The organism is Fredinandcohnia onubensis, from assembly GCF_002734285.1.
GTDB classification, from domain to species: Bacteria; Bacillota; Bacilli; order Bacillales; family Bacillaceae_L; genus Ferdinandcohnia; species Ferdinandcohnia onubensis_A.
Genome location: NZ_NSEA01000006.1, coordinates 14,955 through 31,397, shown reverse-complemented (window position 1 = coordinate 31,397; position 16,443 = coordinate 14,955). Strand labels below are relative to the sequence as shown.

Sequence of the window (16,443 nt, the reverse complement as noted above, 5' to 3'; positions counted from 1 at the left end):
GTTAATCTACTTAACAGAGCTGTTTAGTTCTATGGCCTTCTTCGTAGTTATAATTTAATTCAGCATAAAGCTGAATTAAATTATTACCAACGATAGTGAGCAAATGCTTTGTTTGCTTCTGCCATTTTGTGTGTATCTTCACGTTTCTTAACTGATGCACCAGAGTTGTTAGCTGCATCAAGAATTTCGTTAGCTAAACGCTCTTCCATCGTTTTTTCACCACGAAGACGAGCATAGTTTACTAACCAACGTAATCCTAGAGTAGTACGACGGTCAGGGCGAACTTCAACAGGAACTTGATAGTTTGCACCACCTACACGACGTGCTCTTACTTCTAGTACAGGCATGATGTTTTTAAGTGCTTGTTCAAACACTTCCATTGCATCTTTACCCGAACGTTGTTGAACTAATTCAAACGCATTATATAAAATCGCTTGTGATTTACCTCTTTTTCCATCAACCATCATTTTGTTGATTAAACGAGTTACAAGCTTAGAATTATAAATTGGATCTGGTAATACATCTCTTTTAGAAACAGGTCCTTTACGAGGCATTATTATTTCCTCCTTTCAATCTTAAATATGTTAGTCTATTATTTCTTAGCTGCTTTTGGTCTCTTAGTACCATATTTAGAACGACCTTGCATACGGTTATTAACACCAGCAGTGTCAAGCGCACCACGAACGATGTGATAACGTACCCCCGGTAAGTCCTTAACACGTCCACCACGAATTAGTACAACACTGTGCTCTTGTAAGTTGTGACCAATTCCTGGGATGTAAGCAGTAACCTCAATTCCGTTCGTTAAACGTACACGAGCATACTTACGAAGTGCTGAGTTTGGCTTCTTAGGAGTCATAGTACCAACACGAGTACAAACACCACGCTTTTGAGGTGAAGTAGCATTAGTTTGTGACTTTTTGAAGCTGTTGTAACCTTTATTTAATGCTGGAGAGTCGGATTTTTGAACTTTGCTTTCGCGACCCTTACGAATTAATTGGTTAATTGTAGGCATTATTTGTTTCCTCCCTTCTTCTTTCATCAAGACCACATATCCAGGTGGTTCATTTTTTTACAAAAAACAAAGTTCTTGTAGATTCATTTCTCCACAAAAACAGTTTTCAATTAATTATTGCAACAGTAGAAGCTCCTACCTCGATTCCACATGCTTTTCCTAGCCTTTTCATCGAGTCTACCTTTGATATTGGAATTTGTTGTGCCTCGGCTAATTGCAATACTTTGTTGATCACACGCCGATCAGCATCTTCTGCCACAACTATCTCCGTTACCTTATCAGTTTGGATAGCCTTTACTGCCTGCTTAGTACCTATAATAATCTTCTTTGCCTGTAATACTTTTTCATAAGACATCTAAAATATCCTCCAAAGTAACAGGTTTAAGGAGCACCTTAGATATATTAACACCCTAAGAGAAGGATGTCAACTACAAGTAAATAAAATTATTTGGGCTCGTAGTAGACATCCACTGTCTTAGATTTGCTCTTCTAACCTTTATTCAACACCAACGGTGTCTTCTTGTTGCTCTACAACTACTGGCTCTGCTCGTCGATAACGATTCATACCTGTACCTGCAGGAACAAGTTTACCAATAATTACATTTTCTTTTAGTCCTAGTAACTCATCACGTTTTCCTTTAATTGCAGCATCAGTTAGGACACGAGTTGTCTCCTGGAATGACGCAGCAGATAGGAATGAATCAGTTTCAAGTGATGCTTTAGTAATACCTAGAAGTACTGGTCTACCAGTAGCTGGAGCTTTACCATCAAGTAAAACCTTAGTGTTGGCATCCGTGAACTGATGTATATCAAGTAATGATCCTGGTAATACATCTGTCTCACCAGCATCAGTAACTCTAACCTTACGAAGCATTTGTCTTACCATCACTTCGACGTGTTTATCACCAATTTCAACACCCTGCATACGATATACTTTTTGAACTTCTTTTAAGAGGTATTCCTGAACAGCAGTAGTATTAGTAACCTTTAATAATTCTTTCGGATCAACAGAACCTTCAGTTAATACCTGACCACTCTCAACTTGTTGGCCTTCAGCGACCTTCAAGCGAGCGCCATATGGTGCAGTGTAAGAACGAGATTCTACATCACCTTGGATTACAACTTCTTGCTGTCTGTCTTTTATTTCATTAATTGCAGAAACAACACCGTTGATTTCTGTAATTACAGCTTGACCTTTTGGATTTCTCGCTTCAAATAGTTCTTGAATACGAGGTAAACCTTGAGTTATATCGTCTCCTGCAACCCCACCAGTATGGAACGTACGCATTGTAAGCTGAGTTCCTGGTTCACCGATTGATTGAGCAGCGATGATACCAACCGCTTCACCAACTTCAACCTCTGATCCTGTTGCTAGATTACGGCCATAACATTTTTTACATACGCCGTGGCGAGTATTACATGTGAATGCAGAGCGAATTGTAACTTCTTCAACACCAGCATCGACAATTATCTTTGCGATATCTTCTGTAATTAATTCGTTTTCTGCTACTAATACTTCATTAGTCTCTGGGTGAACAACTTTCTTTCTTGCATAACGGCCATCTAGACGCTCTTCAAGAGGTTCGATAATTTCTGTTCCCTCTTTTAACGACCTAACAAGTAAGCCGCGATCTGTACCACAGTCGTCTTCACGCACAATTACGTCTTGAGCTACGTCAACTAGACGTCTTGTTAGGTAACCAGAGTCAGCTGTCTTAAGGGCAGTATCTGCAAGACCTTTACGAGCACCATGTGTAGAAATGAAATACTCTAATACCGTTAAACCTTCACGGAAACTAGATTTAATTGGAAGTTCAATGATACGACCAGCCGGGTTCGCCATGAGTCCACGCATACCAGCTAACTGTGTAAAGTTAGATGCGTTACCACGGGCACCGGAATCACTCATCATGAAGATTGGGTTTCGTTTATCAAGTGAAGCCATTAGCTTACCTTGAATTGTGTCTTTCGCCGCACTCCAAATTGAGATAACACGGTCATAACGCTCATCTTCTGTAATTAAACCACGTCTAAATTGTTTTAATACGTTATCTACTTTTGCTTGTGCTTGTGTTAGAATCTCTTCTTTTTCAGCTAATACAACAATGTCTGCTACACCAACAGTAATACCAGCCTTTGTTGAATACTTAAATCCAAGATCCTTCATGCGATCAAGCATTTTAGAGGTTTCAGTAATTTTAAAACGTTTAAAGATTTCAGCAATAATATTACCGAGTATTTTCTTCTTGAACGGATCGATCTGTTCTTGACTCTGAATTAGTTCTTTAACATTCGCACCCTTAGGAACGAAATACTTTTCAGGTGTTTTCACTTCTAGGTTTGTTTTTGTAGGCTCGTTAATATATGGGAATGATCTTGGTAAAATCTCATTAAAAATCAACTTACCTACTGTTGTCATTAGCAACATATTATTTTGTTCTTCTGTAAATGTTGGGTTCATTAAGGAACCCGCATCTACCGCAACTCTAGTATGAAGATGTACATACCCATTTTGATATGCAAGAATAGCTTCATTTGTATCCTTAAAAACCATTCCTTCTCCGACTGCCCCAGGACGCTCCATAGTTAAGTAATAGTTACCTAATACCATATCCTGTGATGGTGTAACTACTGGCTTTCCATCTTTCGGATTTAGAATGTTTTGTGCTGCTAACATTAATAGTCTCGCTTCAGCTTGTGCTTCTGAAGAAAGTGGTACGTGAACCGCCATTTGGTCACCGTCAAAGTCTGCATTATACGCCGTACACACAAGTGGGTGAAGACGAATTGCGCGTCCTTCAACTAATGTTGGTTCAAATGCTTGAATACCTAAACGGTGTAATGTAGGGGCACGGTTTAAGAGAACCGGATGCTCCTTAATTACAGACTCGAGTACATCCCAAACTTCAGGCTGCACACGTTCAATCTTCCTTTTTGCACTCTTAATGTTATGAGCTAGACCTTTTTCAACTAGCTCTTTCATCACAAATGGTTTGAATAATTCTAACGCCATTTCCTTTGGCAAACCACATTGATACATCTTAAGGTTCGGACCAACAACGATTACAGAACGACCAGAGTAATCAACACGTTTACCTAATAGGTTTTGACGGAAACGACCTTGCTTCCCTTTTAGCATATGTGAGAGTGATTTTAATGGACGGTTACCAGGTCCTGTAACAGGTCTGCCACGACGTCCGTTGTCGATTAGTGCATCAACCGCTTCTTGAAGCATACGCTTTTCATTCTGGACAATGATGCTTGGTGCCCCTAAATCTAAAAGACGCTTTAAGCGATTGTTACGGTTAATTACACGACGATATAAGTCGTTTAAATCTGAAGTTGCAAAACGACCACCATCAAGCTGAACCATTGGTCGTAGTTCAGGAGGAATAACTGGTAGTACATCAAGAATCATCCATGAAGGCTCATTGCCTGAGTTACGGAATGCCTCTAGTACCTCAAGTCGTTTAATTGCACGAGTTCTTCTTTGTCCTTGAGAAGTTTTCAACTCTTCTTTTAAGCCGTCAACTTCTTTTTCTAGATCGATATCAAGTAGAAGCTTTTTAATCGCTTCAGCTCCCATTGCAGCATGGAATGTGTTTCCGTATTTTTCACGGTATGCACGATATTCCTTTTCGGAAAGCAATTGCTTTTTATCTAAAGGAGTATCTCCAGTTTCTGTTACAACGTAAGAAGCAAAGTAAATTACTTCTTCAAGAGCCCGAGGGGACATGTCTAAAACAAGTCCCATTCGGCTTGGAATTCCTTTAAAGTACCAAATATGCGATACAGGTGCTGCAAGTTCAATATGCCCCATGCGTTCACGACGAACTTTTGCACGAGTAACCTCTACGCCGCAACGATCACAGACTACACCTTTGTAACGAACACGTTTGTATTTACCACAGTGACATTCCCAGTCCTTTTGAGGACCAAAGATTCGTTCACAGAATAACCCATCTTTTTCGGGTTTTAATGTACGATAGTTAATTGTTTCTGGCTTCTTCACTTCACCGAAAGACCATGAACGGATCTTATCTGGAGAAGCGAGGCCAATGCTCATGTATTCAAAATTATTAACATCTAGCAAGGGGCCTACCTCCCTTTTGATCTACAGGATTACCCTTATTGACCTTTGCTTTTCATGACTGTTAACTCTATTCCTTAACTACTGCGTTCTTTTCTAGTTCTGAGTCGACTTGTTGGTCAGAATCAAGAGATATTCCCTCTGATTGACTTGCTTCCTCGTCATCTTCTAAATCACGCATTTCAATCTCTTCTTCATCACCCGAGAGAATCTTCACATCTAATCCCAGTGACTGTAGTTCTTTAATTAATACTTTGAACGATTCAGGAACACCTGGTTCAGGTACATTTTCACCCTTAACAATCGCTTCGTATGTCTTCACACGACCAACAACATCATCGGATTTAACTGTAAGGATCTCTTGTAACGTGTATGCAGCACCATAAGCCTCAAGCGCCCAAACTTCCATTTCACCGAAACGTTGTCCTCCGAACTGAGCTTTACCACCAAGTGGTTGCTGTGTAACAAGAGAATAAGGTCCAGTTGAACGAGCATGAAGTTTGTCATCAACCATGTGTGCTAGTTTAATCATATACATGATACCAACAGATACTCGATTATCAAACGGTTCACCCGTTCTTCCATCATATAAAACTGTTTTCGCATCACGAGACATTCCAGCTTCTTCTAAAGTATCCCAAACATCTTCTTCAGTTGCACCGTCAAATACTGGTGATGCAACATGAATACCCAGTTGTCTAGCAGCCATACCTAAGTGTAGCTCTAAAACCTGACCGATGTTCATACGTGACGGAACCCCTAGTGGGTTTAACATGATGTCGATTGGCGTTCCATCTGGAAGGTATGGCATATCTTCTTCCGGAAGAATTCTTGAAATTACCCCTTTGTTTCCGTGACGACCAGCCATCTTATCTCCTTCGTGTATTTTACGTTTTTGAACGATATATACACGAACAAGCTGATTTACACCTGGCGGTAATTCATCTCCATCTTCTCGGTTGAACACCTTCACATCAAGAACAATTCCTCCACCACCATGTGGTACACGAAGGGAAGTATCACGCACTTCACGTGCTTTTTCACCAAAGATTGCGTGTAATAGACGTTCTTCAGCTGTAAGTTCCGTTACCCCTTTTGGTGTAACTTTACCCACAAGTAAATCACCGTCTTTTACTTCGGCACCAACACGGATAATTCCACGCTCGTCGAGATTGCGTAATGCGTCTTCTCCAACGTTTGGAATATCACGTGTGATTTCCTCTGGTCCTAATTTTGTATCACGTGATTCAGATTCGTATTCTTCAATATGAATAGATGTATACACATCATCTTTTACAAGTCTTTCACTCATGATGATGGCATCTTCATAGTTATATCCATCCCAATTTATAAAACCAACAAGAACGTTACGTCCTAACGCCAGTTCACCCTTTTCCATAGAAGGACCATCTGCAAGGATTTCTCCTTTAACAACTTCATCCCCTTCTGTAACAATCGGGCGTTGGTTATAACATGTACCTTGGTTCGAACGAATAAATTTTAGTAAACGGTATTTATCAAGGTCGCCTTTCACCTTTTGACCATCAACTTCTTGATAGCGGCGTACCCATATTTGTTTTGCTTCAACTCGCTCAACAATACCAGGATGTTTACAAATTACCGCGGCACCTGAGTCCTTACCAGATACATACTCCATACCTGTACCGACGAACGGCGCTTCCGGCTGCATTAGAGGAACAGCTTGACGTTGCATGTTCGCACCCATTAGTGCACGGTTTGAGTCATCATTTTCTAAGAAAGGAATACATGCAGTCGCTGCAGAAACAACTTGCTTTGGCGATACATCCATGTAATCAATTCGGTCACGGTGTACAACAGTGTTCTCACCTTTGAAACGAGCAACTACATCTTCGTCTAAAAATTCTCCATTTTCACCTAAACGTGAATTCGCCTGAGCAGTTACATAGTTATCCTCTTCATCCGCTGTTAAGTAATCAATTCTATCTGTAACTTTGCCTGTATCAGGGTCAACTCTTCGATACGGAGTTTCGATAAACCCAAATCGATTCACCTTTGCATAGGATGATAATGAGTTAATTAGACCGATGTTTGGGCCTTCTGGTGTTTCAATCGGACACATACGACCATAGTGAGAGTAATGAACATCACGAACTTCGAATCCTGCACGTTCACGTGTTAAACCACCAGGTCCTAATGCTGATAATCTTCGTTTATGTGTTAATTCTGCTAATGGATTTGTCTGGTCCATAAATTGTGAAAGCTGAGAGCTACCAAAGAACTCTTTTATAGAAGCGATCACTGGACGGATATTGATTAATTGTTGTGGAGTAATCGTATTCGTATCTTGAATTGACATTCTCTCACGAACAACACGTTCCATTCTTGATAGTCCAATACGGAATTGGTTTTGTAGAAGCTCACCAACTGAACGTAAACGACGATTACCTAAATGGTCGATATCATCTGTATCTCCAACTTGATGTAACAAGTTAAAGAAATAGCTAATTGAAGATAGAATATCCGCTTGTGTAATATTCTTAACACCTTCTTCGATATAGGCATTACCAATGACGTTAATGACTTGTTCGCCATCTGGGTCATTTGGAGCGTAAATCTTTATAGACTGAAGTGTGATTTCTTCATCTATAACGCCACCTGCTGGCTGAAGTGATTTAAAACCAATACCATTCTCTAAATATGGAATGATGCGGTCTAACGTTCTGCGGTCGAGGAGCGTGTCTTTTTCCACGATAATCTCACCAGTTTCAGGATCAACAAGTGTTTCTGCTATACGCTGATTAAACAAACGGTTCTTAATATGAAGTTTTTTATTGATTTTGTAGCGTCCTACACTTGCAAGGTCGTAACGTTTTGGATCAAAAAAGCGTGATTCCAATAAACTTTTTGCGTTTTCGACTGTTGGCGGTTCTCCAGGACGTAGACGTTCATATATTTCTAGTAAAGCTTTTTCTGTGCTTTCTGTGTTGTCTTTCTCGAGTGTGTTGCGTAAATATTCATTTTCACCAAATAAATCGATGATTTCTTGATCAGAGCCAAACCCAAGCGCGCGCAAAAGAACCGTTACCGGCAATTTACGAGTACGGTCGATACGAACGTACACAACATCCTTCGCATCTGTTTCATACTCTAACCATGCACCACGGTTTGGAATTACCGTTGCTGTAAAGCCGCGTTTACCATTCTTATCAACTTTACCACTGAAATAAACACTTGGTGAACGAACCAATTGAGAAACAATTACACGTTCTGCACCATTGATAACGAACGTACCTGTTTCTGTCATGAGTGGGAAGTCACCCATAAATACATCTTGATCTTTTACTTCACCAGTTTCTTTATTGATCAAACGCACCTTTACTCTAAGTGGCGCTGAATAAGTAACATCTCTTTCCTTTGATTCCTCTACAGAATACTTTGGCTCACCTAAACTGTAATCAATGAACTCTAGAGATAGGTTACCTGTAAAATCTTCAATCGGAGAAATATCTTGGAACATTTCCCGAAGACCCTCATCAAGAAACCACTGATAAGAAGAGGTTTGAATCTCAATAAGATTTGGTAATTCTAAAACTTCACTAATACGAGCATAACTTCTTCGTTGGCGGTGTCGTCCATACTGAACTAGTTGACCTATCAACCCATTCACCCCTCATATCAAGCGTTATTAATCTTGCTATTTTATAAATACTTACTAGTTATAAAAGCCTACTTATAAACTAATATAAATAGTAAGAAGTAAACCGCAAATCAAAATGATAGGACACACAAAGAGCCTATCAAACCCGACTTTTTCAAGTCAAATAAATACTGATTTTCTTTGTCTAGAAAGATGTTTGCAAGCTTTTTAAAGCCGAAAAAAGCCTCTTTTATAGACAAAAAGAAAAAGGGTTTCTACTATGAAAACCACATTTCTAAAAAACAAACTATTGATTTTATCAGTTTTTCCATACATACTATATTTATACATATATTTAATTTTTTAGTTATACATGGAAAAATTACATATCGGCATTATATAATGCTACCACACGAGAAATACGCAGTCAACTCATTTTTTCATTTGTCAAGTGGAAATTTTCATTTGAGCTATTTCGTTCTCTTAGCTTTAATAATATGGTAGCCTTTTTTTCTTTCAACAATCTCTACCTCTTCGAAGATCATCTCAAGCTTCTCAATCGCAGACGGGGCTCCTTGCTTCTTTTGAATCACTACCCACAATTCACCGCCAGGAACTAAATATTGATAGCTCTCTTCTAAAATATGATGTACCACTTTTTTCCCTGCGCGAATTGGAGGATTTGAAATAATAGCCGCAAAGCCTCGTTTTTCTACATTTGTAAATAAATCACTTTGATGTATATCAACATTTGTGACCTTATTTATTTCCGCATTCTTAATTGAAAGCTCGATTGCCCGTTCGTTCACGTCGATCATTTCAACAAGACGTTCATTATGTACTTTTGCGAGTGCAAGACCAATCGGCCCATACCCACAACCAACATCTAAAAATGGACCGGTAACTTCTGGAGCTTCAAACTCCTCCACTAATAACCGCGATCCAAAATCAACTTCATTTTTTGAAAAAACTCCACTATCGCTTGTAAAAGAAAACGAATTTCCTTTTAAGACAAATACCTGAGTTTTTTGATTACTTGCCACAGTGGGTTTACTAGTATAATAATGTTCGGCCATTAATATATCTCCCAACATAAGAGTATATGAACAGTATACCCATTTCATTCATACTTGATAAAAAAAGCTCGCTTGATAGCGAGCTTTTTCATACGTTACTTAAGATTACTTAACTTCTACGCCAGCTCCAACTTCTTCAAGTTTAGCTTTAACTTCTTCAGCTTCCTCTTTAGAAACGCCTTCTTTGATTGCTTTTGGAGTGTTGTCAACAAGTTCTTTAGCTTCTTTTAAGCCAAGACCAGTGATTTCACGTACAACTTTGATAACTTTGATTTTTTGTGCACCAGCATCTGATAATACAACATCAAATTCAGTTTGCTCAGCAGTAGCTTCAGCTCCGCCACCAGCAGCTACAGCTACAGGAGCAGCAGCAGTTACACCAAATTCTTCTTCAATTGCTTTTACTAGGTCATTTAGTTCTAAAACAGTCATACTTTTAACTGCTTCAATGATTTGTTCTTTAGTCATTAGAAAATCCTCCTTAAATAATTATCCTATTTGAATTTCGAATTGTTTTATTTTATTACGATTAAGCGCCTTGCTCTTCTTTTTGTTCTGCAACTGCTTTAGTAGCAAGTGCAAGGTTACGAATTGGAGCTTGAAGTACGCTAAGCAACATAGAAAGTAAACCTTCGCGTGATGGTAAATCAGCAAGAGCCTTAACTTCCTCAAGAGTTGCAACATTTCCTTCGATAACACCCGCTTTGATTTCTAATGCTTCATGCTTTTTCGCAAAATCATTAAGAATTTTAGCAGGAGCAACTACGTCTTCATTACTGAACGCAATTGCGTTTGGTCCTGTTAATGCATCATTTAAACCAGCAAGCTCAGCTTGTTCTGCAGCGCGGCGAGTTAATGTGTTTTTGTACACTTTAAACTCAATGCCTGCATCACGAAGTTGCTTACGTAGTTCTGTTAATTCCGCAACAGATAGACCGCGATAGTCAACAACGATAGTTGATTTACTTTCACGTAATTTGTCTGCAATTTCAGTTACGATTTGTTTCTTTTGTTCTACTGCATGACTCATTCTTTTACACCTCCTGTGAGTAATTTCGCAACACTTGAAACCGATCGGTGTTAGAGGGCGTTCAAGATGAACACGTTTCTAGATTAAAAAACCTCTATGCCAAGTAGACACAGAGGTAGTAATGATCAAGTAATATATACTACACCTCGGTAGGAAATTAAGCTATTAACGCACCTACTGTCTACGGTACAAATGCTATTCATTTGTTAACAACAAAATCTATTATATGAAATGCTTTTGTAAAAGTCAATATCCACTATTTTCTAATTAGAATGTAGAAGCGTCAACTTTTACGCCAGGTCCCATTGTAGAAGATACAGCAACGTTTTTCATGTATGTTCCTTTTGCTGCAGATGGTTTAACCTTAAGCATAGTTTCATAAATTGTAGTGAAGTTCTCAATTAGTTTTTGATCATCAAATGAGATCTTACCGATTGGAACATGAATGTTAGAAGATTTATCAACGCGGTATTCAACTTTACCAGCCTTGATTTCATTTATTGCTTTTGTTACATCAAAAGTAACAGTTCCTGTTTTAGGGTTTGGCATTAAACCTTTAGGCCCTAATACACGACCAAGCTTACCAACTTCACCCATCATGTCAGGAGTAGCTACGATTACATCGAAATCAAACCAACCTTGGTTGATTTTGTTGATGAACTCGCTATCGCCAACATAATCAGCTCCAGCAGCTTCTGCTTCTTTTGCTTTTTCACCTTTAGCGAAAACTAATACACGTTGAGTTTTACCAGTACCGTTTGGTAGAACAACTGCACCACGAATTTGTTGGTCAGCTTTCTTAGGGTCTACTCCTAAACGGAATGCAACTTCTACAGTCGCATCAAATTTAGCTGTATTTGTTTTCTTTACTAATTCAATTGCTTCTGCAACTGAGTAAGCTTTTGTACGGTCTACTAATTTAGCAGCTTCTACGTACTTTTTACCTCTTTTTGCCATTTTAATTTCCTCCTCAATTGTGGTTTTAACGGAATAACCTCCCACGCCAAGCGAGACAGTACATGTTATGCACTGACGCTAGACAGAACAAAGGTTGCGAACGAAAGAAAAGTGATGTTCCATCCGCAACCCCCGAACAAATTGTAACAAATTGAAATTAGTCTTCGATGACAATTCCCATGCTACGAGCAGTACCTTCAACCATACGCATTGCAGATTCAACATTTGCTGCATTTAAATCAGGCATTTTTGTTTCTGCAATCTCGCGTACTTTATCACGCTTAACTGTTGCAACTTTATTACGGTTTGGTTCACCAGAACCAGACTCAATTCCAGCCGCTTTCTTTAAAAGAACTGCAGCAGGAGGAGTTTTTGTAATAAATGTAAATGAACGATCTTCATAAACTGTGATTACAACAGGAATAATTAAACCAGCTTGTTCTGCTGTACGAGCATTGAACTCTTTACAGAATCCCATAATGTTAACACCTGCTTGACCTAATGCTGGCCCAACTGGTGGCGCTGGGTTTGCTTTACCCGCTGGAATTTGTAATTTAACCTCTTTAATTACTTTTTTAGCCACGAGACACACCTCCTTAAAGTCCGTGATGTGGTAATAGGGTTTTACCCTCCCACTCATCTATTCTTTATAATCAATAAAGAACGTTAGCATAGTTAGTCTCAATATTTTGAGACATACTGACCTATGCAATATTACCACTTTTGATTTATAATATCAAGTTTTTCTTCATTAGATTTTTTCAATTTGTGTAAAGTCCAATTCAACTGGTGTTTCACGACCGAACATATTGACAAGAACTTTTACCTTTTGCTTATCCACATCTAGATCTTCGATTGCACCTGTGAAGTTTGTGAATGGGCCCTCTTTTACACGAACTGTTTCTTTTAATTCAAAATCAACGTCAATAGGTCTTTCATCCATTCCCATTCTCTTAAGGATGAATGTTACTTCTTCAGGTAAAAGTGGTGTTGGTTTTGAGCCTGAACCCGCTGAACCAACGAAACCTGTAACTCCAGGAGTGTTACGTACTACATACCAAGAATCATCTGTCATGATTAATTCAACTAAAACATAACCAGGGAATACCTTCTTCTTTACGATTTTCTTTTTTCCGTTCTTGATGTCAGTTTCTTCATCTTCCGGAACAATAACGCGGAAGATTTTATCTTGCATGCCCATTGATTCGACACGTTTCTCTAGATTTGCTTTTACTTTATTTTCATACCCTGAATACGTATGAACAACATACCAATTCTTTTCCATAAGTTAGGACTGCTTGTCCTTCCCTCCCTTTACTGGGTTTAAACACCGTCTTGGCATTCAATTTTTTTGCAATTAAAAAAACCCGTAACCGGGCTTTCTCGTAAACACTCTTTGTTCTCTATTCATCATTATACCATGAGTGAACAGGGTTTATTCAAGTACTAAACGAATTAATTCAGAAATTCCAAGATCAATCACTGCAAAAAATACGGATACAAAAATTACCGTTGTTAATGTAACAATTGTATAACGTGTGAGTTCTTTTCTTTTCGGCCAGCTTGTTTTCTTCATTTCTCGAACTACTTCACGAAAAAACTTGGTTATGTTTTTCATCCATGTAACCTCCAACTTTATCAAAACAATCCTAATCTATTTCGTTTCACGATGATTCGTGTGAGAATTGCAAGTCTTACAAAATTTCTTCATTTCAAGCCGTTCAGCTGAAGTGCTATTCTTCATGGTCGTATAATTTCTACTACCACATTCCACACAGGCTAAAATTACCTTTTTACGCATTTTATCACCTACACTATCAAATACGCCTTGGCGTATTTGCGCCCGATTTTTTTAGGCCCACACGATGTGGGTCACAAAGACGTTGCAACAGGATGTTGCGCTCTTAGTCTTTGATCTTACCCTCGAAAAGTTACCTTTGAAAAATCGTGGCATCCGCCGGAGGCTTAACTTTATTCAGCCATGGTACGTGTATCCCACTGCATTGATTATCATTACTATATCGTCCCTTAACTTAAAAAGATAGGGCCTTCTGAATAAAGTTAAAATGCAGCTTGCATCCTATTTTATAAAAAAATGTCTCAATTTCCTTAAAAATGTAACACAGGCTTGATTTATATGTCAATACTAGGACCTGACTGTAAATAATGGTTAAAAACGGTTACGTTTATAACTTAATCTCTTGAATTTCTAAGTACCGTTCTAATTTACGTTTTACACGTTGGAGCGCATTATCAATTGATTTTACATGACGATTTAGATCCTCTGAAATTTCCTGATAGGATCTTCCGTCTAAATATAAGGATAACACCTTTCGCTCTAAATCACTTAGGAGCTCTGCCATTTTTAATTCAATGTCATCAAACTTTTCCCTGTTGATGATTAATTCTTCAGGATCTAAAATCTTCGCACCTGAAATAACATCCATTAATGTACGGTCAGATTCTTCATCATATATCGGCTTGTCCAACGAAACATAAGAATTAAGAGGTATGTGCTTCTGTCTTGTCGCAGTTTTAATCGCAGTAATAATCTGACGTGTAATACAAAGTTCTGCAAACGCTTTAAAAGAAGAAAGTTTGTCCTCCTTAAAATCACGAATTGCCTTGTATAGCCCGATCATACCTTCTTGAACAATATCTTCACGATCTGCTCCAATTAAAAAGTATGATCTGGCTTTTGCACGCACAAAATTTCTATATTTATTAATTAAATAATCCAATGCTTCACTTTCGCCAGCATGGACCAATTCCACGACTTCCTCATCCTCTAGTCGGTCATAATATAATCTGTTGCCATAATCATCGAAGCTTGAACTCACACCGATCCCTCCGACCTACCTTAGAAGTTGTTTCCTACCAAAAACGCTAATGAATAAAGTTAATACGTAATGTTCGTAAAATTCTTTATCTAGAAATATTATACAGGAGTGCTTTTCCAAGCGTCAACCGCTCATTGCTGTCCTCGACGCCATTTTTCAAATATTTCTGCAATTTCGTCAGAAAGTGGGATTTTTGAAACACTTTTTTCTTGATACGTTTTCTTGACGTCCTTTTGAATACCTGACTCTACTACTTCCATCTCAGTTAGTAATTCTCTAGCCGATTTCCTTAGGGCCCCTTGTCCAAATATCTGCCATTGCTCGGTAAAATCAGAAGTTGCTACATGGATTTGTGTTTTAATATTATTTAATTGTTGTGCTAGCTTTTCTATCCGTTCATCCGCCGTCTCATTTTCACGCGTAAAAATAACTTCGATTTTTCGACTTTTCATCTTTGATTCAATTCCTGGTACGAGGTGTGCATCAAATACAACGATCACCTTATATCCTGTGTACGCCTGATATTCAGCCATCTTCTCGATTAACAAATCACGCGCTGCCGAAAAGTCCTTTGTTTTAAGATGACGTAGTTCTGGCCATGCACCTATAATGTTGTAGCCATCTACCAACAGGATATCCATTTGATTTACTCTCCTAACGGATTCCGCTTACGATAAACCTCATACATAAGTAGACTAGCAGCAACAGAAGCATTTAATGAGGTTACTTTTCCCTGCATCGGTAAATGTAAAAGAAAATCACATTTTTCTTTCACAAGTCGTCCCATGCCTCTACCCTCACTGCCAATAACTAAGCCAATCGGCATTTTACCATCGACATTTCGATAATCCTCTTTTCCCTTCGCATCTGTACCAACAATCCATACCCCACGGTCCTTTAATTCATCAATCGTTCTCGCTAGGTTTGTTACTCGTGCAACTGGTATATATTCAATCGCCCCTGTTGAAGCTTTTGCAACGGTTGCTGTTAATCCTACTGCTCTTCTTTTGGGAATAACTACCCCATGCGCCCCAACTGCATCAGCTGTACGAAGGATTGAACCAAGGTTATGAGGGTCCTCTAGTTCATCTAACAAGATGATAAAAGGAGCTTCGTTTCGTTTTTCGGCAGCTGCTAAAATATCATCAACTTCCGCATATTCATACGCCGCTACCTGTGCAACAACTCCTTGGTGGTTGCCGTCAACCATCTGGTCGATCTTTTTTTTCGGAACAAATTGAACCAATACGTTCCCCTCTTTAGCAAGAGAAGTAATCTGGTTCATTTGCCCTCTGTTGGACCCCTCTGCAATCCAAATTTTATTGATATCACGCTCAGATTTCAATGCTTCAATCACAGGATTTTTTCCAATAATATAATCACTAGCCATTTCTTTTTCCTCCTTTCTTAAGATTCGATAATTCGAAAAGCCTCTTCAATAATCGAATGGATTCTGTCTGTATCGTTTTGTAAAAAGTGAAAGCCGAGCAACGCTTCAAATGCGGTACTGTATCGGTATGTCTGGACATCTGTATTTTTAGGAACTGTTCCACTCTTTGCGTTGCGACCCCTTCTGATTACTGCTTTTTCTTCCTCTGAAAAAAACTCTTCATCTAGCATCTCATGGATAACGGCCGACTGCGCTTTAGCCGATACATAATGCTTTGCCTGATTATGGAGTTGATTGGGTCTGACACTCCCCTTTTGCAAGAGGTAATGCCGTACGTACATTTCGTATACGGCATCCCCCATATATGCTAGGGCAAGACTGTTTAATTGATGACTATCAATTTGATTGTCTGATAAAAACTTCATT

General features: G+C 38.8%; 17 protein-coding genes and 1 other annotated feature. All 17 genes read right to left on the bottom strand.

Annotated features, from left to right (window positions below; genetic code table 11):
- Window positions 1–83 precede the first annotated feature (83 nt).
- The 17 genes from rpsG to CKJ95_RS07115 all read right to left on the bottom strand — a co-directional run bounded on the left by rpsG (window position 84) and on the right by CKJ95_RS07115 (window position 16,442).
- Window positions 84–554 (bottom strand): 30S ribosomal protein S7, encoded by a 471-nt coding sequence (rpsG, locus tag CKJ95_RS07195; protein WP_099352737.1) that lies wholly within the window; start codon window positions 552–554, stop codon window positions 84–86.
- Between the two features lie 38 nt (window positions 555–592).
- Complete coding sequence (rpsL, locus tag CKJ95_RS07190) at window positions 593–1,015, bottom strand: 30S ribosomal protein S12 (protein ID WP_099352736.1); 423 nt, start codon at window positions 1,013–1,015, stop codon at window positions 593–595.
- A 106-nt stretch (window positions 1,016–1,121) separates the two neighbouring features.
- On the bottom strand, window positions 1,122–1,370 hold the full coding sequence (locus CKJ95_RS07185; RefSeq protein WP_099352735.1) for a 50S ribosomal protein L7ae-like protein: 249 nt from the start codon (window positions 1,368–1,370) through the stop codon (window positions 1,122–1,124).
- Window positions 1,371–1,511: 141 nt separating this feature from the next.
- Window positions 1,512–5,108, bottom strand: coding sequence for a DNA-directed RNA polymerase subunit beta' (rpoC, locus tag CKJ95_RS07180; protein WP_099352734.1), 3,597 nt, complete (start codon window positions 5,106–5,108; stop codon window positions 1,512–1,514).
- Window positions 5,109–5,175: 67 nt separating this feature from the next.
- Complete coding sequence (gene rpoB / locus CKJ95_RS07175; RefSeq protein WP_099352733.1) at window positions 5,176–8,745, bottom strand: DNA-directed RNA polymerase subunit beta; 3,570 nt, start codon at window positions 8,743–8,745, stop codon at window positions 5,176–5,178.
- A 449-nt stretch (window positions 8,746–9,194) separates the two neighbouring features.
- Complete coding sequence (locus CKJ95_RS07170) at window positions 9,195–9,800, bottom strand: class I SAM-dependent methyltransferase (protein ID WP_099352732.1); 606 nt, start codon at window positions 9,798–9,800, stop codon at window positions 9,195–9,197.
- A gap of 105 nt (window positions 9,801–9,905) precedes the next feature.
- Entirely contained in the window at window positions 9,906–10,268 is a 363-nt protein-coding gene (gene rplL / locus CKJ95_RS07165) for a 50S ribosomal protein L7/L12 (RefSeq protein WP_099352731.1), read from the bottom strand.
- 61 nt (window positions 10,269–10,329) lie between these two features.
- Entirely contained in the window at window positions 10,330–10,830 is a 501-nt protein-coding gene (gene rplJ / locus CKJ95_RS07160; protein ID WP_099352730.1) for a 50S ribosomal protein L10, read from the bottom strand.
- A 76-nt stretch (window positions 10,831–10,906) separates the two neighbouring features.
- Window positions 10,907–11,035: a sequence feature (ribosomal protein L10 leader region), on the bottom strand.
- Window positions 11,036–11,097: 62 nt separating this feature from the next.
- Complete coding sequence (rplA, locus tag CKJ95_RS07155; RefSeq protein WP_099352729.1) at window positions 11,098–11,787, bottom strand: 50S ribosomal protein L1; 690 nt, start codon at window positions 11,785–11,787, stop codon at window positions 11,098–11,100.
- Between the two features lie 157 nt (window positions 11,788–11,944).
- On the bottom strand, window positions 11,945–12,370 hold the full coding sequence (gene rplK, locus CKJ95_RS07150) for a 50S ribosomal protein L11 (RefSeq protein WP_010285014.1): 426 nt from the start codon (window positions 12,368–12,370) through the stop codon (window positions 11,945–11,947).
- Window positions 12,371–12,538: 168 nt separating this feature from the next.
- Window positions 12,539–13,072 (bottom strand): transcription termination/antitermination protein NusG, encoded by a 534-nt coding sequence (nusG, locus tag CKJ95_RS07145; RefSeq protein WP_099352727.1) that lies wholly within the window; start codon window positions 13,070–13,072, stop codon window positions 12,539–12,541.
- A 150-nt stretch (window positions 13,073–13,222) separates the two neighbouring features.
- Window positions 13,223–13,405, bottom strand: coding sequence for a preprotein translocase subunit SecE (gene secE / locus CKJ95_RS07140; RefSeq protein WP_099352726.1), 183 nt, complete (start codon window positions 13,403–13,405; stop codon window positions 13,223–13,225).
- A 36-nt stretch (window positions 13,406–13,441) separates the two neighbouring features.
- On the bottom strand, window positions 13,442–13,588 hold the full coding sequence (gene rpmG, locus CKJ95_RS07135; RefSeq protein ID WP_099352725.1) for a 50S ribosomal protein L33: 147 nt from the start codon (window positions 13,586–13,588) through the stop codon (window positions 13,442–13,444).
- 385 nt (window positions 13,589–13,973) lie between these two features.
- On the bottom strand, window positions 13,974–14,627 hold the full coding sequence (gene sigH / locus CKJ95_RS07130) for an RNA polymerase sporulation sigma factor SigH (RefSeq protein WP_010284984.1): 654 nt from the start codon (window positions 14,625–14,627) through the stop codon (window positions 13,974–13,976).
- A gap of 131 nt (window positions 14,628–14,758) precedes the next feature.
- Entirely contained in the window at window positions 14,759–15,268 is a 510-nt protein-coding gene (locus CKJ95_RS07125; RefSeq protein ID WP_099352724.1) for an NYN domain-containing protein, read from the bottom strand.
- A 5-nt stretch (window positions 15,269–15,273) separates the two neighbouring features.
- Window positions 15,274–16,017 carry a 23S rRNA (guanosine(2251)-2'-O)-methyltransferase RlmB gene (gene rlmB, locus CKJ95_RS07120; protein ID WP_099352723.1) on the bottom strand — a complete coding sequence of 248 codons (744 nt, stop codon included), beginning with the start codon at window positions 16,015–16,017 and terminating at the stop codon, window positions 15,274–15,276.
- 17 nt (window positions 16,018–16,034) lie between these two features.
- Window positions 16,035–16,442 carry a Mini-ribonuclease 3 gene (locus CKJ95_RS07115; protein ID WP_099352722.1) on the bottom strand — a complete coding sequence of 136 codons (408 nt, stop codon included), beginning with the start codon at window positions 16,440–16,442 and terminating at the stop codon, window positions 16,035–16,037.
- Window position 16,443 lies beyond the last annotated feature (1 nt).